General features: G+C 69.3%; 16 protein-coding genes and 1 pseudogene. 12 read left to right on the top strand and 5 right to left on the bottom strand.

What is annotated here, in order from left to right; all coding sequences use genetic code 11:
- Positions 1-19: 19 nt before the first annotated feature.
- Both ACWCSD_RS17815 and ACWCSD_RS17820 read right to left on the bottom strand, forming a co-directional pair.
- Positions 20-568 carry an FAD binding domain-containing protein gene (locus ACWCSD_RS17815; RefSeq protein ID WP_449916115.1) on the bottom strand — a complete coding sequence of 183 codons (549 nt, stop codon included), beginning with the start codon at positions 566-568 and terminating at the stop codon, positions 20-22.
- Positions 568-1,047, bottom strand: coding sequence for a (2Fe-2S)-binding protein (locus ACWCSD_RS17820; RefSeq protein WP_397162088.1), 480 nt, complete (start codon positions 1,045-1,047; stop codon positions 568-570). The genes ACWCSD_RS17815 and ACWCSD_RS17820 overlap by 1 nt, the downstream gene beginning before the upstream one ends.
- Positions 1,048-1,327: 280 nt before the next feature.
- Here ACWCSD_RS17820 and ACWCSD_RS17825 point away from each other — a divergent pair, with 280 nt between their 5' ends.
- Together ACWCSD_RS17825 and ACWCSD_RS17830 are read left to right on the top strand one after the other, a co-directional pair.
- Positions 1,328-1,828, top strand: coding sequence for a pyridoxamine 5'-phosphate oxidase family protein (locus ACWCSD_RS17825; protein WP_449916116.1), 501 nt, complete (start codon positions 1,328-1,330; stop codon positions 1,826-1,828).
- A gap of 574 nt (positions 1,829-2,402) precedes the next feature.
- Positions 2,403-3,044 carry a TetR/AcrR family transcriptional regulator C-terminal domain-containing protein gene (locus ACWCSD_RS17830; RefSeq protein WP_397162000.1) on the top strand — a complete coding sequence of 214 codons (642 nt, stop codon included), beginning with the start codon at positions 2,403-2,405 and terminating at the stop codon, positions 3,042-3,044.
- A gap of 290 nt (positions 3,045-3,334) precedes the next feature.
- On the opposite strand, the gene ACWCSD_RS17835 is transcribed toward ACWCSD_RS17830, so the two are convergent.
- Together ACWCSD_RS17835 and ACWCSD_RS17840 are read right to left on the bottom strand one after the other, a co-directional pair.
- Positions 3,335-3,784, bottom strand: coding sequence for a hypothetical protein (locus ACWCSD_RS17835; protein WP_449916118.1), 450 nt, complete (start codon positions 3,782-3,784; stop codon positions 3,335-3,337).
- A 207-nt stretch (positions 3,785-3,991) separates the two neighbouring features.
- Positions 3,992-4,864 (bottom strand): GNAT family N-acetyltransferase, encoded by an 873-nt coding sequence (locus tag ACWCSD_RS17840; RefSeq protein ID WP_397162002.1) that lies wholly within the window; start codon positions 4,862-4,864, stop codon positions 3,992-3,994.
- Between the two features lie 71 nt (positions 4,865-4,935).
- Here ACWCSD_RS17840 and ACWCSD_RS17845 point away from each other — a divergent pair, with 71 nt between their 5' ends.
- From ACWCSD_RS17845 to ACWCSD_RS17855, 3 genes and pseudogenes are all read left to right on the top strand, one after another.
- Complete coding sequence (locus ACWCSD_RS17845) at positions 4,936-5,472, top strand: hypothetical protein (RefSeq protein WP_449916121.1); 537 nt, start codon at positions 4,936-4,938, stop codon at positions 5,470-5,472.
- Positions 5,473-5,553: 81 nt separating this feature from the next.
- The gene (locus ACWCSD_RS17850) at positions 5,554-6,006 is read left to right on the top strand and encodes a hypothetical protein (protein WP_357699412.1); all 453 of its coding nucleotides are present in this window, start codon (positions 5,554-5,556) and stop codon (positions 6,004-6,006) included.
- A 347-nt stretch (positions 6,007-6,353) separates the two neighbouring features.
- Positions 6,354-6,563, top strand: a pseudogene (locus tag ACWCSD_RS17855) (bifunctional DNA primase/polymerase); the annotation flags it as partial.
- Positions 6,564-6,657: 94 nt separating this feature from the next.
- Here the strand turns inward: ACWCSD_RS17855 and ACWCSD_RS17860 are convergent.
- The gene (locus ACWCSD_RS17860; protein WP_397162092.1) at positions 6,658-6,888 is read right to left on the bottom strand and encodes a hypothetical protein; all 231 of its coding nucleotides are present in this window, start codon (positions 6,886-6,888) and stop codon (positions 6,658-6,660) included.
- A 1,609-nt stretch (positions 6,889-8,497) separates the two neighbouring features.
- Between ACWCSD_RS17860 and ACWCSD_RS17865 the strand changes: the two genes are divergently transcribed.
- The 7 genes from ACWCSD_RS17865 (at position 8,498) to ACWCSD_RS17895 (ending at position 19,480) form a co-directional block, all read left to right on the top strand.
- Entirely contained in the window at positions 8,498-8,743 is a 246-nt protein-coding gene (locus ACWCSD_RS17865) for a hypothetical protein (RefSeq protein WP_357699410.1), read from the top strand.
- Between the two features lie 122 nt (positions 8,744-8,865).
- Positions 8,866-10,398 carry a TIGR02677 family protein gene (locus ACWCSD_RS17870; protein WP_357699408.1) on the top strand — a complete coding sequence of 511 codons (1,533 nt, stop codon included), beginning with the start codon at positions 8,866-8,868 and terminating at the stop codon, positions 10,396-10,398.
- Positions 10,395-11,546: a TIGR02678 family protein gene (locus ACWCSD_RS17875; protein WP_357699406.1), complete on the top strand. Its 1,152-nt coding sequence runs from the start codon at positions 10,395-10,397 to the stop codon at positions 11,544-11,546. Before ACWCSD_RS17870 ends, ACWCSD_RS17875 begins: the two co-directional genes overlap by 4 nt.
- Positions 11,546-15,634: a TIGR02680 family protein gene (locus ACWCSD_RS17880; protein WP_449916125.1), complete on the top strand. Its 4,089-nt coding sequence runs from the start codon at positions 11,546-11,548 to the stop codon at positions 15,632-15,634. The genes ACWCSD_RS17875 and ACWCSD_RS17880 overlap by 1 nt, the downstream gene beginning before the upstream one ends.
- Positions 15,631-16,881: a TIGR02679 family protein gene (locus ACWCSD_RS17885; RefSeq protein ID WP_357699402.1), complete on the top strand. Its 1,251-nt coding sequence runs from the start codon at positions 15,631-15,633 to the stop codon at positions 16,879-16,881. Before ACWCSD_RS17880 ends, ACWCSD_RS17885 begins: the two co-directional genes overlap by 4 nt.
- 151 nt (positions 16,882-17,032) lie before the next feature.
- Positions 17,033-18,169 (top strand): hypothetical protein, encoded by a 1,137-nt coding sequence (locus ACWCSD_RS17890; RefSeq protein WP_397162005.1) that lies wholly within the window; start codon positions 17,033-17,035, stop codon positions 18,167-18,169.
- A 1,110-nt stretch (positions 18,170-19,279) separates the two neighbouring features.
- Positions 19,280-19,480: a hypothetical protein gene (locus ACWCSD_RS17895; RefSeq protein WP_397162006.1), complete on the top strand. Its 201-nt coding sequence runs from the start codon at positions 19,280-19,282 to the stop codon at positions 19,478-19,480.
- The last annotated feature ends 1,200 nt before the right edge of the window (positions 19,481-20,680 follow it).

Here is a 20,680-nt window from a genome sequence, read left to right on the forward strand (position 1 = left end):
GCGATCCTGATGCGGCTGCTCATACGCTTTCGCGCCGTGGAGGTGTTGTGGTGGCCTCCAGCGCGGTCAGCGCCACGGCCAGATCCGACGGGTGCACCGCGATGCAGTGTTCGCTGCCGCCGAGGATGGCGTGCCACCGGTTGCGGCCCTCGATCGCCGGGCAGCCGCTGCCCGGGGATCGCTTGTTGCACGGCATGGACGCGTCGCGGAAGTACCAGCACCGGGTACGTTGCAGCAGGTTCCCGCCGAGCGAGGCCATGTTGCGCACCTGCGGCGAGGCCCCGCCGAGCAGCGCCTGGGCCAGCACCGGCAGCCGTCGGCGGACGGCCGGGTGCGCGGCCACGTCGCTCATCCGGCTCAGCGCGCCCAGCTCGATCCCCGCCGGGGTCTCCCGCACGCCGTCCAAGGGCAGCGCGTTGATGTCGACCAAGTGGTCGGCACGCTCGACACCGTCCCGCATCAGGTTGAGCACGTCGGTGCCGCCGGCGATGAACCGCGTCCCCGGCCGCGCGGCCAGGCGGAGCGCGGTCTCGGCGCGGCCGGGGCGGCTGTAGGCGAAGTCGTCCATCAGGACAGCTCTCCGGCGGCCTGCCGGACCGCGGCCACGATGTTCGGGTAACAGCTGCAACGGCACAGGTTGCCGCTCATCCACTCCCGGACCTCGGCATCGTCGCCGGCATGCCCCTCGGCGATGCAGGCGACGGCCGACATGATCTGGCCGGGGGTGCAGAAGCCGCACTGCAGGCCGTCCTGGTCGATGAAGGCCCGCTGGACCGGATGCAGCTCCTCACCGCGTGCCAGGCCCTCCACCGTGGTGATGTCCCGATCCTGCTGCATGATGGCCAGCGTCAGGCAGGACTTGATCCGCCGCCCGTCCACCAGCACCGTGCAGGCCCCGCACTCGCCGCGGTCGCAGCCCTTCTTGGTGCCGGTGAGCCCGATGCTCTCGCGCAACGCGTCCAGCAGGCTCACCCGTGGTTCGAGGAGCCGTTCATAGGTCACGCCGTTGACCGTGAGCGGGACCCGGCCAGGTCCCTTGACCGGCATCCCGGCCTGATCCGGGCGGGTGCGCGACGGGGCCGCGGGGAGGGCGGCGATGGCCGCGCCGGCCTTGATGACGGCACGCCGGGTAGGCTCCGGCTCCGGCGATGGGATGGCTGTGCTGGACATTTCGGTCATGGCCTGTCTGTGATGTCCGGCGGCAGTACGTAGCCTAAGCTGCCCGTTCGCCGGGAAGCCGGACCGCCGCGCGGGTGTCGAGAACGCGACGGCGGCTCCGTCGTGGGTTCGTCACAACGATCCGCTGACCGACGACGGAGGAGCAACCGTGCATCCGAACGAGATCATCGAGGTGCTGAACCGGCCGACCAGCCAGGAACTGCTGGCTCGCGACCTGACCCGCCTGGCCCATGTCGCCAAGGACGGCACACCTCGCAATATCCCGATCGGCTTCACCTGGAACGGCTCGGAGATCGTCATGTGCACGTCGAAGAACGCTCCGAAGCTTCGGTCCTTGAGCGAGCACCCGATGGCCGCCCTGACGATCGACACCGAGGTGCACCCGCCCAAGATCCTGCTCATCCGGGGCCGGGCCGAGCTGGACTTCGTCGATGACATCCCGGCCGAGTACCTGCGGGCGCCCAGCACCTACGAGATCACACCCGAGCAACGGGCCGGGTGGGAGGCGGAGGCGCGTTCGCTGTACCACGACGGCATGGTCCGGATCGTCGTCACCCCGACCTGGGCGAAGCTGATCGACTTCGAGACGACTCTGCCGAGCGCGGTCGAGGAACTGATCCGGCAGCGGGCGGAGCGTCAGCGCGGCTGAGCGGAGCGGCACACGAAATGCCGCGCAGCGATGTCGAGAACCCGCGCGCGGCTCCGTCCCAGGAGTGAACCACGGCCACAATGGGCCGTACGAACGCTCCCAGATCATCGCGTTGGCCAAAGGCCCTGTGCGGTGCCAAAACTTGTCCATGGCATCTGGCCTGGCCTTCTATCCTCGGCACTCGTGTTTCTACGCCTGCTGTATCTGCTGATGGTCCGGTTGGTCGGCTGGTTGACGCTTCTCACACGGGGCGACACCTCCAAGGACGTAGAGATCTTGGTGCTGCGTCATGAGGTCGCCGTCCTGCGTCGTCAGGTCTCCCGGCCACGACCAGACGGGGCCGACCGAGCGCTGCCGGCCGCACTGCCGCGACTACTGCCCACACAGCTTCACCTCCATCGGATCGTGACGCCGGGCACCTTGCTGGCCTGGCACCACCAGCTGGTCTGCCAACGCTGGGCCTACTCGAACGCGACCGGACGTCCGCCGATCCCGGACGAACCGCGTGAGCTGGTCATCCGGCTGGCCAGAGAGAACCCACGATGGGGGCACCGGCGGATCCAGGGCGAACTGCTTGGGACGACCGCGTACGCCTCTGCTGGACCGGCGGAGGATCGGCGCAGCCGCGCTGAAGCTCGCCGACGAGCAGGGCACGCTCAGCATTCCGGCCCTGGCCAGAAGCCTGGGGGTGGCCCCGTCGGCGCTCTACCACCACGTCTCCGGGCGCGACGAGATCATCGCTCTCATGCGCGAGGAGCTGACCCTGACCGCCGGCCTGCGCCCGGCCCGATCGCGCCCCTGGGAGCAGGCGCTGGCGGACTGGGCCCGCTCATACCGGGACGCCTTCGCCGCGCATCCGGGGGCCGTACCGCTGCTGGCCGTCGCCCCGCTCGCCGAGCCCTTCATGCACGCCATGTACGAACACGTCGCCGGCCTGCTGCTGGACGCCGGCTTCGTCGAGACCCACGTGCTGCCGGCCATCACCGCGCTGGAGAGCTTCATCCTCGGTTCCGCCCTCGACCTGGTCGCGCCCAGCGTGATGCTCCCCGGCGTGGACCGCGAGACCGCTCCCCGCCTCAGCGCCGTGCTGGAGCGGGTGCCCGTGGACCACGACCGCGCCGAGCGCGCCTTCGAATTCGGGCTGAACGCCCTGCTCACCGGGTTCCGCGCGCTGCTCGACGACCAGTCGGCGGACGGCGCGCGGGGTGCGGAGTGAAGTGACGCGTCCGAGCTCGACGCCGCTGGTAGAGCCGACCGCCACATCGAACGCGGCGGCCGCAACGCGGGCAGGCGGGGATGGCGCGGCCAGTGACAGGAACTCAGGATGGGGCCACGAACGGTGATCAGGAGGAACTGACCAGCCGGCAGCACAAAGACCTGCACGTGCTGCCGGAGCTGTGCGCGGCCGGTTAGGAGTCCGGCATCACCGAGCAGGACCGTGAGGACGTCGCCCTCGTGATGGTCGACGTGTCCGCACTCATCCAGTGCCACTCATGTAGGCCGCCGTCACAGGCAAACTGCAGAGCCTCGTCGCGTAGGCGCTTCAGGACCTCGAAGTTGTGCAGCACGACGTCGGGGTCGTAGGCCCGCCGACATCGCCCGGCGCTCGTCCTCGTGCCCGACGGCGATCTCGTAGCGCGTCGGGAGCGCGGGCTCGGGCGGCTCCATGCCCGTCACGAGGCGCGGCACGGCCTGGGTGCGGCCCCAGTGGGAGAGCTCGTCGAGCTCCTGCATCAGCACCGGCCACCGGCCCGTGCCCGGCGGTTGACTCCGACCGTCGGGAACAGGGTCGTGAGCGGGCACGCCCGGCTCGTCGCCCGCCAGACAGAGGTCGAGCGCCAGCACGTCGAGCTCCGGCTCGGTACCGACGGACGCCAAATCGCGCCCGCCGAGCACGACCGCGACATCTTCCGACCGCGCCAGGACGTGCTTGCCGGCCGCGCACCGCACGACCATGCCGAACGTGGCGCCGGCCCCCGTCTCCCGCCGGGGACCGGCACCCGCTTCACCGGGTCACCACTGTCCGGTGGTGAGAGGGCGGAGCGGCCAGGTCTGGTGGACGGCGCCCGTCCACTCCTGGGCCTCGATCTCCTCCTCCTCCTCCCGTGGTCGACCAGTAGTGGGGGCTGCAGACGGGCCGCCGATACGCAGGGCCGCCCTCGCCTAAGCGAACCGTCCCCAGGTCGTGACGAGCGGACGGTAGCCCTGGCGGGACCAGAAGGGGACGGACAGCGGATTCGGGGCCGCGTAGTGCACCAGTATGGTCTCGACGCCTGCCGCTGCGGCCTCGGCATGGGCGTGGGCGGCCAGCGCGGCGCCGATGCCGCGGCCCCTGCTGACCGGCCGCGCGTACAAGGAGCCCACGTACGCCACGGGCGGAGGCTTCTGCACGGCGGGCGCGATCCAGCCCGAGTGGTCGGGGTGATGGACTGCGAGCATGCCGGCGACCTCACCGTCCGATTCGGCCAGCCAGCACCAGCCGTCGTCACGGGCGAGCTTCTCCTCGAGCTCGGCCCGGGCGGCGGAGGGCGTCGAGGGCAGCACCGAGAACCAGCCGAACTGGGCCTCGTAGTCGACCAGCTCCACGTACAGCCGGCACATGGCATCCAGATCGTCCGCCGTGGCCCGCCGTATACCTGGAAACGAGTGCCCGCCCGCTGAAGCGGGGCCGACGCGGACGCCGAGCACGGAGCGCGGCGCGAACCCCCGCCTGACCAGTGCTGCCACGGGCGCGGCATCCCGGCTCGGCCAGTTCACCACGAGCCCGGAACCCGGCTCGGCGTCGAGGGTCGAGATCCACCGGTCGAGGAGGCCGCCGAGGGCGTACGCGGGGTTGTCGCCGGCGACTCTGGCGTGGAGGGAGTAGGTGGTCAGCGGGCCCCAGCGCACTGACGGGGCGCCGGGGTCGGCTCTGCTCACCGAGGGGGCGCCGACAGCGTTCACGGTCTCGATCAGGTCTTCGCCGAGATCCGCGACGGCGACGAGAGGGTCGGCGGCGCGCACACGCTCACGGTGACAATCGATCACATCACTCACGGTTTGCACACTAATCCGCCGTGGCGACATTTCAGCTTCCGCAACGGCTGCGTGCGCGTTTCCGCCCCCACATGGCCGTCGAGGCCCGAAGATCGTTGGGGTTCCGAGACGCCCCACCTGGGATCATGATGGCGTTGAGGCGTGAGCAGTGGACCTCCGGCAGCCAGCGCGTCCACAACCTCACGGTCGCCGGCCCGCACACCTACTACGTGGCGGCGGGCGCCACCGAGGTTCTCGTCCACAACCAGAACACCCCCAACCACTGCGGCATCGACATCGGCGCGGCTCGTGAGCAGGCGGTCGCCGAACTCGTCGGCGGGCGCGTCTCCGGACCGGCGGGCAAACAGGGCATGAAGGTCGTGCGCCCGGGTGTCGGGTCCACGGACGTGGACGTCATAGGCCCCAACGGCGAGTGGATCGCCGTCGGCGGACCGGCCAAGGCCAAGAACATCAACAAGCTCCGCGAGAAGCTGTCGATCCTCAAGTACGCCGCCGACAGGGAAGGAGTCCGCGCCATCGCCTACTTCGAGGTCGGTACACCGCTATCGGTGATTCAGGCGGCGATGCGGATCCTCGGGGCCAAGAACGTCGTCCAATTCACTCGATAGGCTGAGGACATGGGATTCGGGGAAGCACTGTGGGTTCGCCGAGCCGGATCTCCCCTGGCTCTGCTTCACTTGCTCAACGACATGGCCCCCTTCGGTCTCCGGCTGACGCACCCGGAGACCGAAGGGGTACGCCACCTGACGGAGGACGGCCCCGTCGAGACCACTCTCGATGCCTTCCCGCACCTGCGGACGTTCACCGTGCAGCTGTGGGTGGACGCCGACACCGACGTCCTGACCTCGATCTCACCCCACGGTGACACCACCTTGGCCGAGTTCGACCTGGACGGCCTGACCACAGACGAGGCGCACCGGGCAGTGGGCGCGATTCTCTGGCTCGCGGTGAGTGACCCGGTCTCGCTGGGATTGGTCGTGGACAGCCGCCTCCCGGACACGGCCCCCGACTGGGAGGGCTTCCTCTTCGACGGCGGCCGACCACCCTCGCACACGCCTGAGCTGCTCTGGTCGCCAAGCACCTCGTCGTTGCGCCTCACGCCAGGATCGTGGCTCCTGCGCGAGAACCCGTCGCCGCACTGACCAAGCGACCTATCAGGACAGGCCAGTCGACCGGCCCGCACCCTCCGCCGCTCTCTCAGCTGGCCGACATCCTGCCCACCGCGGGGATCACGTCACTGCTGCTGATCAACTGGCTTCAGACCGTCGTCGCAGAGGGCGTACGAGCTCAAGTTCAGCCTGTCGTCGCAAACACCGCATCGCGCCACCGCCCACCGGCCCCGGCGTGGATGGCCGCCCGCGGCCGCGCGCTGACCGCCGCCACTTGAAGCATGACCGTCTTCTCCTCAGCCGCACCTAGCTCCCCGCCATCGCCGCCGCCCACCCCGGCGGCATGACCAACCAGCAGCTGCGGTCGCGTCGGGCATGGCGTGCGCGACGCGACCACCGCCCCTGCCCGCATCCGCGCCATGTTCGCCGCCGCGCCCTGGGCGGCCGGCTACGGAATCGCCTGCGGCCGTGCCCCGCATCACCTGATCAACATCAACCTAGACCTCGAGAACGGCCTGGACGACCCCGCCGCCCTGAACGCCCTCGCCCACGGCCACACCACGCCGGACACCGCCACCGTGCTCACCCCGTCCGGACGAGATTCTCGCCGAGGCCGGCATCAAGACGGTGCTCACCGGTATCCGGATGCCCCGAATGAACTCGATCACGGAGCGGTAGGTGCAGTCATGCCGCCACGAACTTCTCGACCGCTGCCTCATATGGAACGAACACCACTTGCGGCACGCTCTGCGCGAGTACGAACGGTTCTACAACCAGCACTGAGCCCACCAAGCCCTGAACCAAGCAGCGCCGCTGCGTTCCGCCCCTGACCCGATCACGGACCCCGAGCGAATCATCGACCTGAACGTACGCCGACGAGATCAGCTCGGCGGCGTCCTCCACGAGCACTCTCATGCCGCTTGACCTGCCTGTATGCAATTTTCGGCAGGCGCAGTGCCACCATGATGTTCGATGGTTAAATCGATTTGCGCGAAACGTCTCACCTGCACTAGCCCAAACGTGTCCACCGAGTCGCATAATTGGATGCACCGTTCCAATCCCCCTGGAGGCGTCGTGGCCCAGGAACCTGTCATCGAGGCGGTGCCTCGCCAGTACGCCTTCACTGGCTTTCGTTCTACGCTGGAGGCCGATTGGGCTGCCACCTTGGACGGTCTTGGCATCGTATGGTCGTATGAGCCGACAGTCATCGATCTACCCAGCGGCGCGAGGTACATCCCCGACTTTTGGCTCCCCATGCTGGGCACATGGATCGAGGTCAAGGGTCCCGCAACTCCTCGGATTGAGAAGGCTTATGAGTTCGCTGAGACGTTGGCGTGCTCATGTCCGCCGCCCCCGGCACCGTGCGTGTGTGAGTGGGAAGGCGGTCAAATCGTCATCATCGGAAAACCTGCTTGGCGCCCCCTCAATAGGATGATGCGGCATGGTTCGTTGTCGTGGAATGGTACGAATGGCTCGGCGTTTCTTACGGAGTGCCAGTTCTGTAGCAACAATTTTTGGGTACAGCCCCGTACGTCGTGGCGTTGTCGGCACTGTCGAGTTTGGAAGCCGCAGCAACGACACCTGGGCCACCTTCGTGGGGCCGGTGAAGTGGAGTTCCGACATGCAGATCGGATCATGGACGTGGTCTAGCTCCGAGGGGAATGCGGCTATCGAGTCGCACCAACTGGCCTGAAGGGTATCGATGCTCCGTTCACGACCATGAGCTGCGGGTTTGTCCTGGCTTCCAGGTCTGAGCAGTAGCCTGAGGCAGGCATGCTCGAGCTCGTGGCGCTCCGTCTCTTCCATCTGATCTTCTGCCGCACCGTGGGGCGGCTATGGAGATCCTCGTGCTGCGGCACGAGGTCGCCGTGTTGCGCAGTCAACTTGGCCGTCCGAGGCTCCCGTGGGCAGATCGAGCGGTGCTGTCCGCGCCGGCCCGCAAGACCGCCGGCGATGATGCGGGCACAGCGACTGGCGACGCCGGGCACGCTGCTGCGCCGGCACCAGCGTTTGGCCGCGCGTCACTGGACCTGCCCGAACCGAGGGATGGGGCGGCCTGCGACCAAGTCGCGCTGCAGCCGATCGGCTGCCCGCTCATGCCCGGGATCGGGTGTCGTGGTGCACACCTTCGGGCCTTTCCTCTTGAACGTCTGCGGTGCCGATGCCGAGCTTGGTCGCCACCGCGTGGATCGTGGCCCACTCGGTTGGGTAATCCGGCCGCACTTCGGCGACCATTCGAACCGCCCGTCTACGCAGCTCGGCGGGGGGTAGGGGGACTTGCCTGGCATGGGCTCGATCCTCTCAAGAGATCAAGTCTCCACCGAACCCGGGAAGATTCACGGGCGGCGAGTTGCAGCGCGCGCCGGGCAGGATGGCTGCTGACTCCCCGCGTGGGGCTTGCCTTCGCTCGACGCTTCTTCGGCATGGCACCCGATCCTAGGTATCTCATCGGCTGGGAGTACTGCGTTCCGGCGACACGGGCGGCTGAGGCCGAACGCTGCACCATACTTGGACGCAACAGTGGGTGGGCGCAGGCCGGAAGCCGACCCAGACGGGGAAACCGACGCTGTCGGACGCGCCGGCGCTGGAGACCGGTGACGAGATCGACCCGAAGATCGGCGACTGGCGCGCCACCATGCGACCGTCCGCGGAAGACACCGTCGACGGCGTGCTGGCCGACCACCGCAACACCGTCGAGCGAGCGAACCAGGTCATCGACACATGCCCAGACCTGGCCCTTCCCGCCACCGGTGCGCAGCCCACACCCTGATGCACCGAATCGCCGAACAGCGCGGCAGTGCGGTGACCGTACGGCGAGGTTCACCTACTATCTGCGAACATCTCGCACCCAATGGTGCCACGGCCCTCTCTCCGGTCAGGAAAACTGGCACCATGGCCTCCCCGTCTGAAGAGCATCAGCCTTTCGCTCACCTGAGCGCTCCCAACGCTGCCCTCTACCGGGAGATCCTGCGCGTCTTCGCCCGGGCGAAGGAACGTTTCATCGTGCATCTGCGGCCGGAGGACGTGGCGGCGGAGTTGCGGCGGGACAACGACGATGCGCTCGCGCAAGCCCTGGAGAAGCTGCGGGAGTGGGGCAACCTGCGGGCCGACGCGGACACCGGCAGGGTCACCTCTGTGGAGGATTTCCACCGCAAGCGGTTCCTGTTCCAGCTCACCCCTGCGGGTCAGGCGGCCGAGCAGGCGATCGACTTCTACGAGGAGGCGATCGGGCGGCGTGGGGTGCTGCAGTCGGTGGCCCTGGGCGACATCGCCGAACAGTTGCAGGCGCTGACCCTTCTGGCTCAGGAGCAGGATCCCGACCCGGCCAGGGTTCATCTGCTCCTGCTCTCCCTCGCCGAGCGCTTCTCGTCGCTGGCGGACAACGCCCAGGCGTTCATGGCCTCGCTGCGCCGGGCGATCGATTTCTCCGACGGCGACGTGGCGGGGTTCGTCGCCTACAAGGAGCGGCTGATCGAGTACATCAACCGGTTCATCGCCGATCTGGCCAACTCCGGCGCGCGGATAGCGACCCTGCTGGCCCGGCTGGAGACGTGCGGGCATGAGGAGCTGCTGAGACTGGCGGCGCGCAGGGAGGCCGCCGACGCGGTGCCCGACCGGTCGGAAGCCGCAGACGCGTACGGGAGGGCCGAGGAGGCGGCGTACTCCTCGTGGCTGAACCGCTGGCGAGGACTTCGGGACTGGTTCGTCTCCACGGATGTGGGCCGGCCGTCACAGGCGCGGTTGCTGCGCCAGGCGGCGATCACGGCGATCAAGCAGCTCATCGACGCGGTCGGGCTGCTCAACGAGCGGAGGTCCGGACGCTCCGACCGATCCGCGGACTTCCGTGCCCTGGCTCGCTGGTTCGCCGAGGCGCCCGACGAAGCGGCGATGCACCGCTTGTGGCGGGCGGCCTTCGGCTTGACCCCGGCCCGCCACCTGACGGTCACCACCGCCACCCTGGAGGAGTGGCGGGAGGTCGGCGCCGGGACTTCGTGGCAGGACGCACCGCCGATCAGGATCTCTCCTCGGCTCCGGCGTACCGGCTCCTACGAGCGGCGTGGCAAGCCCAACAAAGTGGCCGACCGCAGCCAGGCGCGCAGGCTGCTGATGGAGCAGGCCGAGCGGGAGGCGGCCGAGACCGCCGCGGCCCGGGCCCGGCTCCGCACGGGCGGGCCGGTGCTGCTTTCGGAGCTGAACGTGCTGGACCCGCGGGCGTTCCGGCTGTTCCTGGGGCTGCTGGGTGACGCGCTGGCGGCGCGGCGGCCCGGGGAGACGGAAGTGAAGACGGTGACGGGCGACGGCTCGATGGGGGTGCGGCTCACCCTTGTCCCCGATGGCGGCGAGGTCGCGATCCACACCGAGGACGGCGTTCTCACTGGACCTGAGCACGTGGTGGAGATCTCCGATCTCATGGTGGTCCGATGACGCCCGAGGAGGAGCTGGCCCAGCGCCGCGCCGCGCTGCGCGCGCTGCTGGCCAAGCCGCTGCTGACGGCCGAGGACGACGCGGAGGCGCTGGTGCTGGTCCGCCGCCATCTGACCGAGCTGCGCGAGTGGCTCTCCCGGGAGACCGGCTGGCGGCTGACGGTGGATTCGGGCGCCGCGCGGCTGTTCAAGGGCGTCGCGGACACGTCCGACGCCACCCACCCCGCCAGGGGCAAAGCGGGAGAGCCGTACGGCAGGCGCCGCTACGTCCTGTTCTGCCTGGCGCTGGCCGTGCTGGAGCGGGCCGACGCGCAGACCACGCTCGGCCGCCTGGCCGAGGAGGTGCTGTCGGCGGCGGCGGAGCCCGAACTGGACTTTCACTTCACCCTTGACAGCCGTGCCGAGCGGGCCGATCTGGTGACCGTGGTGCGCACGCTGCTCGGCTGGGGAGTGCTGCGCAGAGTCTCGGGCGATGAGGAGGCATATCTGACCTCGACCGGTGACGTGCTGTACGACGTGCGCAGGCCGGTCCTGGCCGCATTGCTCACCGGAACGCGAGGCCCATCGACGATCACCACGGGGTCGTTCGAGGAGCGGCTGGCCGAGCTCACCGCCGAGCCTGTCCCCGACACCGACGACCTGCGCAACCAGGCACTTCGCCGCAGGCTGACCCGCAGGCTGCTGGAGGACCCGGTGATCTACTTCGCCGACTTGGACGAGGCAGAGCGTACCTACCTGACCTCCCAACGGCACGCGATCACCCGCCGGATCGTGGAAGCCACCGGGTTGGTGGCGGAAGTACGCGCGGAGGGCATCGCGATGGTGGATCCCGACGACGAACTGACCGACGTGCGCATGCCAGAACAGCGCACCGACGGCCACGTGACGCTGCTGGTGGCCGAGCACCTCGCCACCCGCGGGGCATCAAGCATGGATGATCTGAGGGCATTCGTCCGGCAGGCCGCCCGTGACCATGTGTCGTTCTGGCGCAAGGGCGTGACCGAGCCGGGCGCCGAGGACGGGCTGCTGGCCACGGCCCTGGGCAAGCTCACGGCGCTGCGGCTGGTCCACGTCACGGAGGACGCGGCCGTGGGGCTGCCCGCCATTGCCCGTTACGCGCTGGACGAACCCGTCATCAAAGGACAGTGATGCTCCCTTCACCGACCTCCGAGCGCTGGAAGCCGCTGCGCGCCGGACTCGTCGACATGTTCTACTACGACGTGGAGGAGTTCCACTTCCACGACGGCCGTTTGCTGCTGCGCGGCAACAACGGCACGGGCAAGTCCAAGGTGCTGGCCCTGACTCTGCCGTTCTTGCTCGACGGCGAGCTCGCCCCGCACCGGGTCGAGCCTGACGGCGACCGGCAGAAGCGCATGGAGTGGAACCTGCTGCTGGGCGGCAGGCACCCGCACCCCGAGCGGCTGGGGTACGCATGGATGGAGTTCGGCCGCCGCGCCGCCGACGGGAGCGAGGAGTTCCGTACGATCGGCTGCGGGCTCAAGGCGGTCAAGGACCGCGGCATCGTCCGGCACTGGTTCTTCGTCACCCCCCAGCGCATCGGCCGTGATCTCCACCTGCTGAGCTCCACTGGAGTGGTGCTCACCCGGGAGAAGCTGCGGGAGGCGATCGAGGGCCACGGCATGGCCTACGACCGGGCCGCCGATTACCGCAGGGCGGTGGACGAAGCGCTGTTCGGGCTCGGCGAGCACCGCTACGAGGCGCTGGTGAACCTTCTCATTCAGCTGCGGCAGCCGCAGTTGTCCAAGAAGCCCGACGAGAAGCTCCTGTCGCGGGCCCTCACCGAGGCGCTGCCACCGCTCAGCCCCACTCTGATCGCCACGGTCGCCGAGGCGTTCCGCGGCCTTGACGAGGAGCGAGACGCGCTGCGCGGGCTGGAGGAGGCGCGCGGGGCGGCGGCCGACTTCCTCGTCCACTACCGCCGGTACGCCGCGATCGCGGCCAAGCGCAAGGCCGCCGTCCCCCGCCTGGCGCAGAGCCGGTACGAGCACCTGGGCCGCGACCTCGGCGAAGCCGAGGCCCGCCACGCGGCCGCGGAGGCGGAGCTGTCCGCGGCCCAGCAGGTGCTGGAGGAGCTGGCAGCCCAGCGGAACCTGCTGGAGGCCCGCAAGGAGGCGCTGCGGCAGAGCCCCGAGATGCGTGACGCCGAGCGGCTCAAACACATGGGAGAGGAAGCCGGCCGGCTGGACTCCCACGCGCGCCGGTACGAGCAGGAGCGCGACCGCCTCACCGGCGAGACCCAGCGCCGGGAGCAGCGGGCGAGCACCGCCCTCGGCAAGGCCGAGGAGGCGGACCGGGAGCTGGACCAGGCCAGGGAGTCCGCGCTCACGGCCGCCCGCGCGGCGGCGTTCGAGGCCGGGCACCTCGCCGTCATCGACTGGCACGCGCTCGGCGAGCCGTCGGAGCAGGCCAGGGCCCGGCGGGAGGCCGAGACGCTGGCCGACCGCCAGGAGCAGGCGATCAACGAGCTGGAGCGGCTCATCGACACCGTGCGGCAGGCTCGGTCCCGGCTCGCCACGGCCCGTACGGAGGTGGACCGGCTGACCGGCGAGCTGCAGTCCGCCGCCGAGCGCATCGAAGCCGCCGAGCAGGCCACCGGCGCGGCCACGGCCGGGCTGGTCCACGAGTACGCCCTGTACCTGGCCGGCCTGACCGAGCTGCGGCTGGACGACCCTGACGAGATGCTCGCGACGCTGGAGGGCTGGGCCGTCTCCGTCGATGGCCCCAACCCGGCCGCGACGGCGGCCGACGACGCGGCCAGGAACGCCACCGACGCGCTCGGCCGCTTGGGCGCCGGACTGGAGGCGGAGCTGCGCGAGGCGAGGCGGGCCGCCGCATCCTTGACGGAAGAAATGGCCCGGTTGGAGGCGGGCGGACACGACGCTCCGCCCACCCCGCACACGCGCGGCTCAGACGCCCGGCTCGGCCGTCCTGGCGGCCCGCTGTGGAAGGTGGTGGACTTCGCTGAGGCAGTGCCGGCCGCGCATCGGGCCGGGCTGGAGGCCGCCCTGGAGGCCGCGGGCATCCTGGACGCGTGGGTCACGCCCGACGGGCGGCTGCTTGCCGAGGACGACACCTTCGTCGTGACCGGCGAGCCGCCGGCCGGGGCGTCGTGCTCCGCCGTCCTGCGTCCTGCCCTCGACCGCGCCGACCCGCAGGCCGCGGCCCTGTCCGACGCCGCCGTCGAGACGGTGCTCAAGAGCATCGCGCTCGGCCAGGGTGGTGGGACGTGGGTGACCGTCGACGGACAGTGGGCCAACGGCGTGCTGGCGGGCTCATGGCGCAAGAATGACGCCCACTACATCGGCGAGGGCGCGCGAGAAGCGGCGCGGCGTGCCCGGCTGGCGGCTCTCCGAGAGGAGCTGGACCAGGTCGCCCAGCGGATCCATCACCTCGGCGCCGACCTCGACGCGCTCGCCGCCCGGCGCGAGAGGCTCGCGGCCGAGCACCGGGCGCTGCCCCCGGACGCGCCGCTGCGCGAGGCCCACGTCAAACTCGCCGCCGAGTACGAACGCCGGCGCGAACTCGACGCCCAGCACACCGCCGCGACAGGGGTGGCGCTCCAACGGCAGAGCGAGCTGGAGACCGCCGGCAACCGGGCCGCCGAGTTCGCCGGCGACGTCGGCCTGCCTGCCGAGCCTCCGGCCTTGGCCGAGGTCAAGAGCGGAGTCGCCGGCTACCGGCTGGCACTGGCCCGGTTCTGGCCCGCCGAACAGGCGCGGCGAGCCGCTCACGAGGCCGCCCACGAAGCCGCCGACGACCTCTCACGAACCCGGGGCCGGCTCGACGACGCGGCCGAGCTGGCGGCGGCGGCACGCGGCGAGGCGGACGCCGCGGCGGAGACCTACCGCGCACTGGTGGAAACCGCCGGCGCCGCGGTCGAGGAGCTGTTCCGCCGGCTCGACGAGGTGGAGCGGGAACTGCGCGAACGCACCTCAGCCGAGGGCGAGACCCACCGCAAAGAACAGGCGGCCCTGCAGGAACGAGGCAAGGCCGAGGGCGTGCGCGACGCCCTGCGCGGCCAGATCGACGAGGCGACCACGGCACGCGACACCGCCGTACAGGAGTTCCAGGCGTTCTCCGCCACGGGACTGCTGCACGTCGCGCTCCCCGCTCTGGACGTGCCCGCCCCGGACGGCCAGTGGGCGGCCACCCCCACGGTGCTTCTGGCCAGGACGGTCAACGCCGAGCTCGACACCGTGGACGACGGCCACGGCCCCTGGGACCGGGTGCAGAAGAAGGTGGCCGAGGAGCACAAGCTGCTGTCGGACGCCATGGCCAGACACGGGCACTCCGTCGGACTGACCCTGCGGGACGGGGTCGTGATCGTGGACGTGCTGTTCCAGGGCCGCAGCAGGGACGTTCCCGGCCTCACCGAAGCGCTGGCGGAAGAGACCGGGCACAGAGCCCGGCTCCTGTCGGCCAAGGAACGCGAAATCCTGGAGAACCACCTGCTCAACGAGGTCGCCGGAACGTTGCACGAGCTGATCGCCGCCTCCGAGTCCGAGGTCCGGGAGATGAACGCCGAGCTGGAGTCCCGCCCCACCTCTACCGGCATGCGCCTGCGCCTGGTCTGGAAGATCGCCAGGAACGCTCCTGAAGGGCTGGAGCGGGTCCGCGACAAGCTCCGGCAGACGGTGGACGCCTGGTCCGTCGCCGACCGGTCGGCGGTGGGCGCATTCCTCCAGGACAGGATCGCCCGCGAGCATGCCGACAACCCTGCCGCCGGATGGACGGAAGCGCTGACCCGGGCCCTGGACTACCGCGTCTGGCACGAGTTCGCGATCCAGCGGCTGCAGGACGGGCAATGGCGGGCCGCCACCGGGCCGGCCTCCGGCGGTGAGAGAGTGCTCGCGGCGTCCGTGCCGCTGTTCGCCGCCGCATCGGCCCACTACAAATCGGCGGGCAACCCGTACGCTCCGCGGCTGGTCGCCCTGGACGAGGCGTTCGCGGGCGTCGACGACGACTCGCGCGCCAAATGCCTGGGCCTGCTGGCCACGTTCGACATGGACGTGGTGATGACGAGCGAGCGCGAATGGGGTTGCTACCCGCAGGTCCCGGGGCTTGCGATCTGCCAGCTGTCCCGTCGCGACGGCGTGGACGCGGTGTTGGTCACCCCGTGGCGTTGGGACGGGCGCGAGCGGCGGCGAGCGGAGCGCCCGGTCACCGCGATGCCGGCCCCTGACGTGGCCGTGGCACAGGACGGCCTGTTCGCATGAGTGTCCAGGATGAGCGGTTGGGGCGGCTGCTCGGCGGTGACGAGATCGCCTGGCTGGTCGATCGGGCACGCCGCCGCCTGGAACAGGGCAAGCCGCTGACCGGGACGGTGACGCTCACGGCCGCGACTTCCACGCAGCGCCGCGCGGCCGAGGTGCTGCTCGGCCGCCGTGCGGGAGCCGGTTCTTCCCTGTCGGTCTCCTTGGACGAGGTGGACCGCATCCTACGAGCGGGCGGCGTCACCGCAGGCGGGCTGCGCGAGGCCGTCGTACGCCTGCGTGGCCCGATCCGGGACCAGGCCGGCGAGAAGGCCGCGCAGGCGGCGGCCTGGGAACGGGCCTTCGCCAGGCTCGACGCTCTCATCGCCGACCGGCCCGAGCTGTCCGGGTGGCGATCATGGCTGGAGTCCACCGGACTGGTCAGAAGGCTCGCCGCCACAGCCCAAGAAGCACGTATCCTGCTCGACCGGTTGAGCGCCGTGCTGGAGCGACTGCCGTCACCGGGCACGCCCCTCGGCCGGCTCGCCGCCGAGACCTGCGCAGACGCACACGCTCTGGACGAGGGACGCCCGCTGGCCACCCTCGCCCTGTCCGCGGCCCGTGCCCTGTCCGGTCTGCCGCACGCGGGCGAAGGCGGCGCGGACGCCCGCCGCTCGGCCTGGGCCGCGGTCGGCGTGCATCTCGATGACCTGTCCTCCCTCGTCCTCTGCCTGGGGCTGCCAGGTGACGATCACTCCCCTACCGGACGCATGCTCAGCGCCGCCAGGGCTGCGGGCGAGCCGTGCGTGCTGACCCTGCGTCAACTCCGCCGCCACGAAGCACCGCTGCGCGCGGACCTGGTCAGGATCTGCGAGAACCCGGTCGTGGTCGCCGCGGCGGCCGACGAACTCGGACCCTCCTGCCCACCCCTGGTATGCGGCGGCGGCCGACCGTCGGCGGCCGTCTGGCGGCTGCTGGACCTTCTCACGGTCAGTGGCGCGGCGTTCGCCTACCACGGGGACTTCGACTGGGGCGGGATCGCCATCGCCGCCGCGGTCCACGAGAGGGTCGGGTTCCTGCCGTGGCGCTTCGATACCGCCTCCTATCAAGCCGTGCCCTCGTCGGCGCCACTGTCAGGGCAGGTGCGCCCGACTCCCTGGGATCCGGAACTGGGCATCGCGATGGAGCGACGGGGCGTACGGGTCGAGGAGGAGCTCGTACTCGCCGAGTTGATCGCCGACCTGATCCCGAAGGAAGGTGGCAGGCACTGAGACCCGGACTTTCTTGTGATCATCGACCCGGTGGTCAGGCAGTCTCAGCCGCCCGGCACGTGACCCCCCGGTCTACGGACCGGGGCAGGTGTCGGACAGTAACCGAACAAGCCCGGCGAAAGCACGGGCTCGAGAAAGAAACAGCGCTGTCATGGACGCCATCAAGCACGCCGCGGCCCTCAAGGAGCGGCTGGTCAACTTCGCCCTCTCACCCCAGTTCACCCGCGAACTCGACGAAGCCTTCGAGCGGAGCCGTCCCGACGACCTCGCCGACAGCGAGGTGACCGCCAGCATGATCGTCGATCATTTCGCCCTGCAGCACCGACTGGCCTCCGGCGACACGGTCATCGACCGCTTCCTGCGCGCCCACCCCGGCCTGAGCCCGCAGGAGCGGGCGATGCTCCTCGGCTGGAGGGACGTGGTCGAAGGAATCTTCGAGGTCCAGGGACAAGAACAGGACGCCTTGGTCCTGTTCAACCTCGTGGACGAGCTCACCTATCGCGCCCGGTCCAACATGGGCAAGTCCGCGTTCCGCCCGATCAAGAGGGGCATGTTCCTCATCGGCCGCCTGGTGCCGCTCGGCGAGGACTGGCTGGTCAGCGCGCACATCAGCCTCTTTCCCGCCGACGCCCGTGACCAGCTCCTCACCCAGGCCGCGGACATCGGCCTGCGCAACCCCAAGCTGGTCTTCCGCAACCCGGACAAGCTCGCCACCGCCCGCCGGATGCTCGCCGCACAGCGAGAGGTCTTCCTCGACCTGTACGGCACCGAATACATCGTGGTTTCGGGAGACGACGTGGCCCCGCGACACGATGCCTTCATGCGGGCTTGCATGGACCGGGATCAGCCCGGCAACACCTTCCCCCTGCCCGGCTTCACCTATCCCGAGGAGGTGCTGGACGCCGAAACGGTGGCCATCCACTTCGACCCGGAAACAGGAATCAGCTTCTACCTCGAGTTCGGTCTCCTCCAGGAGCTCTTCGCCGACCCGCTCCTGATCAACCGGCGCCGCTACCGCGAAACCCTGACCTCTTACCTGCGGGGCGACGACATCTCCCCCGCGGCCATCCGGCTCCTGACCGACCCCGCCCCGGACAATGCCGGCGTGGTCTTCGGCAAGCTTCTCAAGAAGAAGGGCTTCTCCTGGCCCGAGCACGGGGAGTCACTGCTGCGCCGGTACAAGTCCCGCTACTTCGACGAGCCCCAACTGCCCACCACTGTCCCGGTCAGCGAGACGATGGCCAGGCACCTGCGGAGCGCCTTGCCTGACGAGTCGTCGGAGCGGTGATCTCTGCGCGCAACCGTCAACCGCCGGCAGATCTTCCGGTCATCCTCGGTCGTACGGCAGTGTCAGATTTCGCCGGCGGCCCAGTCTCACGGGAGGAATTTCAACAGCTGTCCGTGCCAGCCGAGATGTGAGACACAGGTCGCGTCTTGTACTTGTCCGCCTGCTCTACCTCATCACGCTGCGACTCTTCGGCTGGCTGATGTCATTGGGCCGCAGTCATGCGTCGAAAAACGCGGAAATCATGGTGCTGCGTCACGAAGTGGCGGTACTACGACGCCAGATCGGACGCCCCAAGCCGGACTGGGCCGACCGAGCCGTTCTCGCGGCACTGGCCCAATCGTGCCTGTTCGTCTTGATCGGGTGAGTCGTTGGGCGCACGCCTGGTGACGGTGGTGTCCATGGAAGGTCGGATCGAACGCAACAAAGTACTCGGAGGAGTGATCAACGAGTACCGCCGAGTCGCACGGCTACGTCGGAGAAACCCCAGCTCAACCCACGCACGCGAGTTTTGACGCCCTACACCCTTCTCGCCGCGCTCCTGACTGCGCTGCCCCGCGAGGCCCTACACGGCTGAGGCTCCTCGTCCGCCCGGACCCCGTCGTGCGCTGGCACCGCGATCTGATACGACAGCACCATGCCCGTATCTGCCGGCCGAAGAGGTCTGGCCGCCCGTGCACGGTCCGCTCCATCCGCACTCTCTCGTCCTGCGTCTGGTTCGGGAGAACCCCGGCTGGGGCTCCCCGCGGGTCCACGGTGAGCTCACCACCCTCGGTATCGAAATGGCACCGTCCAACGTTTGAGAGATCCTCAAACAGGCCGATCTTGATCCAGCGCCCGAGCAGGCTTCCACCACGTGGGCCGACTTCCTGGCCCCCGAACCGACACCATGCCGGCCTGCGACTTCATCGAAACCGTCACCCTCAACGGGCAACGCCGGCATGTCCTGACGCTCATCAAGCACACCACCAAGCGCATCTGCGTGCCCGACACCACCGCGCACCCGAACGCAAACCGGGTCACCCAAGCGATCAGGAACCTGATGGATCTGGACGATGTCGGCTGCCGGGCGCGTTTCTGCTCCGAGACAGGGAGGGGAAGTTCCCGGCCCTCATGGACGACGTCCTCGCCGCGGCCGGCATCAAGACGGTGCTCACCGGCATTCGGATACCGCGGATGAACTCGATCACGGAGCGGCGAGTGCAGTCGTGCCGCCGCGAGCTTCTCGACCGCTGCCTCGTATGGAGCGAATGCCACCTTCGGCACGCCCTGCGCGGGTACAAACACTTCTACAACCAGCACCGAGCGCATTAAGCCCTGAACCAACAGCCCGACTGCGCACCGTCCCCGATCCGATCACGGATCCAGAGCGAATCATCGACCTGAATGTACGCCGACGAGACCGGCTCGGCGGCGTCCTCCATGAGTCCGCCGCGATCACCACCGCCTCGCTCCCCGAAGCCTTCAGCCGGCGCCTCGCCCTGCCCGACCTGCCGGAAGCCCGGACGCTCATGCGGTCCACGTACCTGAGCGCCGCCCTCCGTACGCCGCCCGACCGGCAAGGCCGCGCGCCCTGGTACGGCTGCTCACCCCGCCTCCGACGAGGACGACCGTGCGGTCCGATCTGCCGACAGTTTCTTCACCGAGGTCCTCGACCAGACGGGCGACGGCTGCCTGCGCTGGCCCGATCTGGCCGCCATGGCCAGGGAGATCGCCACGCGGCTCAACCTGGGCGCGCAGGACGAGGAGCAGCTGTTTCAGGCGTACGCCACCTGGTGGCGCGAGCTACAGACCGCTCTCGACAGCGGCGGCGACGGACGCGTCACCGCCACGAGTACGCCACCGACGCCGATGACGACGGGAAGATCGACGGTGCGGAATACCGCAACCTGCTCCGCACGGCTTTTCGCCGCGACCTGGCCGGCAGCGGCGGCAGCTACTCACGCGGCGCCTTCGTCAGGGACTTCGTCTCCTTCATGTCCGGGCAGCAGCACTCGAATGCCTGCTTCTTGCCTGCGGCAGATTCAACAAGACGTCCGTTTGACTTTGCCGCCAACCCGACGATGACGGGCGAGCGCGATATACCGCACACTCGCCGCATCCGCGTTACCCCGCTGGGTGAACCGCAAATACATGACTACACAGAATCACAAGAGCACAGCCCACCGTAGTAGTTCTTGGCGGGCCGGGTGACCGCGTTTTCGGCTCGGAGCGCTTGATCGCATCCTCGACAAGGGCTCTACCAGCGGAATCATCCCACTGGATGATTCCGTATACCCACGAGCCGCGGAACGCGGGACATGAGACCCCGAACTTTCCACCTCTGTACATGGGCCCGGACATCCTCGCCAAAGCAAGAATTCTCTCCAGCCGCCGTTTTCCTGGCATCGACTTGACACTTAAAAGTGTGTATGAATACGTTCATCCATCACCGAGCCCGCGAACCCGTACGACATCCGGCGTTCATCCACGCGTCCTGGTCTACCGTTCCCGCCAGAAAGAGAGGCTTGCGTG

This window comes from Nonomuraea sp. NPDC001684 (assembly GCF_053596515.1).

What these genes read in the sequence shown, in the direction of transcription:
- ACWCSD_RS17815 (WP_449916115.1), bottom strand. Translation starts at nt 568, where the DNA reads ATGGACGACTTCGCCTACAGCCGCCCCGGCCGCGCCGAGACCGCGCTC.
- ACWCSD_RS17820 (WP_397162088.1), bottom strand. Translation starts at nt 1,047, where the DNA reads ATGCCGGTCAAGGGACCTGGCCGGGTCCCGCTCACGGTCAACGGCGTG.
- ACWCSD_RS17835 (WP_449916118.1), bottom strand. Translation starts at nt 3,784, where the DNA reads ATGGTCGTGCGGTGCGCGGCCGGCAAGCACGTCCTGGCGCGGTCGGAA.
- ACWCSD_RS17845 (WP_449916121.1), top strand. Translation starts at nt 4,936, where the DNA reads ATGGCCGTCGAGGCCCGAAGATCGTTGGGGTTCCGAGACGCCCCACCT.
- ACWCSD_RS17850 (WP_357699412.1), top strand. Translation starts at nt 5,554, where the DNA reads ATGGCCCCCTTCGGTCTCCGGCTGACGCACCCGGAGACCGAAGGGGTA.
- ACWCSD_RS17860 (WP_397162092.1), bottom strand. Translation starts at nt 6,888, where the DNA reads ATGAGAGTGCTCGTGGAGGACGCCGCCGAGCTGATCTCGTCGGCGTAC.
- ACWCSD_RS17870 (WP_357699408.1), top strand. Translation starts at nt 8,866, where the DNA reads ATGGCCTCCCCGTCTGAAGAGCATCAGCCTTTCGCTCACCTGAGCGCT.
- ACWCSD_RS17875 (WP_357699406.1), top strand. Translation starts at nt 10,395, where the DNA reads ATGACGCCCGAGGAGGAGCTGGCCCAGCGCCGCGCCGCGCTGCGCGCG.
- ACWCSD_RS17880 (WP_449916125.1), top strand. Translation starts at nt 11,546, where the DNA reads ATGCTCCCTTCACCGACCTCCGAGCGCTGGAAGCCGCTGCGCGCCGGA.
- ACWCSD_RS17885 (WP_357699402.1), top strand. Translation starts at nt 15,631, where the DNA reads ATGAGTGTCCAGGATGAGCGGTTGGGGCGGCTGCTCGGCGGTGACGAG.
- ACWCSD_RS17890 (WP_397162005.1), top strand. Translation starts at nt 17,033, where the DNA reads ATGGACGCCATCAAGCACGCCGCGGCCCTCAAGGAGCGGCTGGTCAAC.
- ACWCSD_RS17895 (WP_397162006.1), top strand. Translation starts at nt 19,280, where the DNA reads ATGGACGACGTCCTCGCCGCGGCCGGCATCAAGACGGTGCTCACCGGC.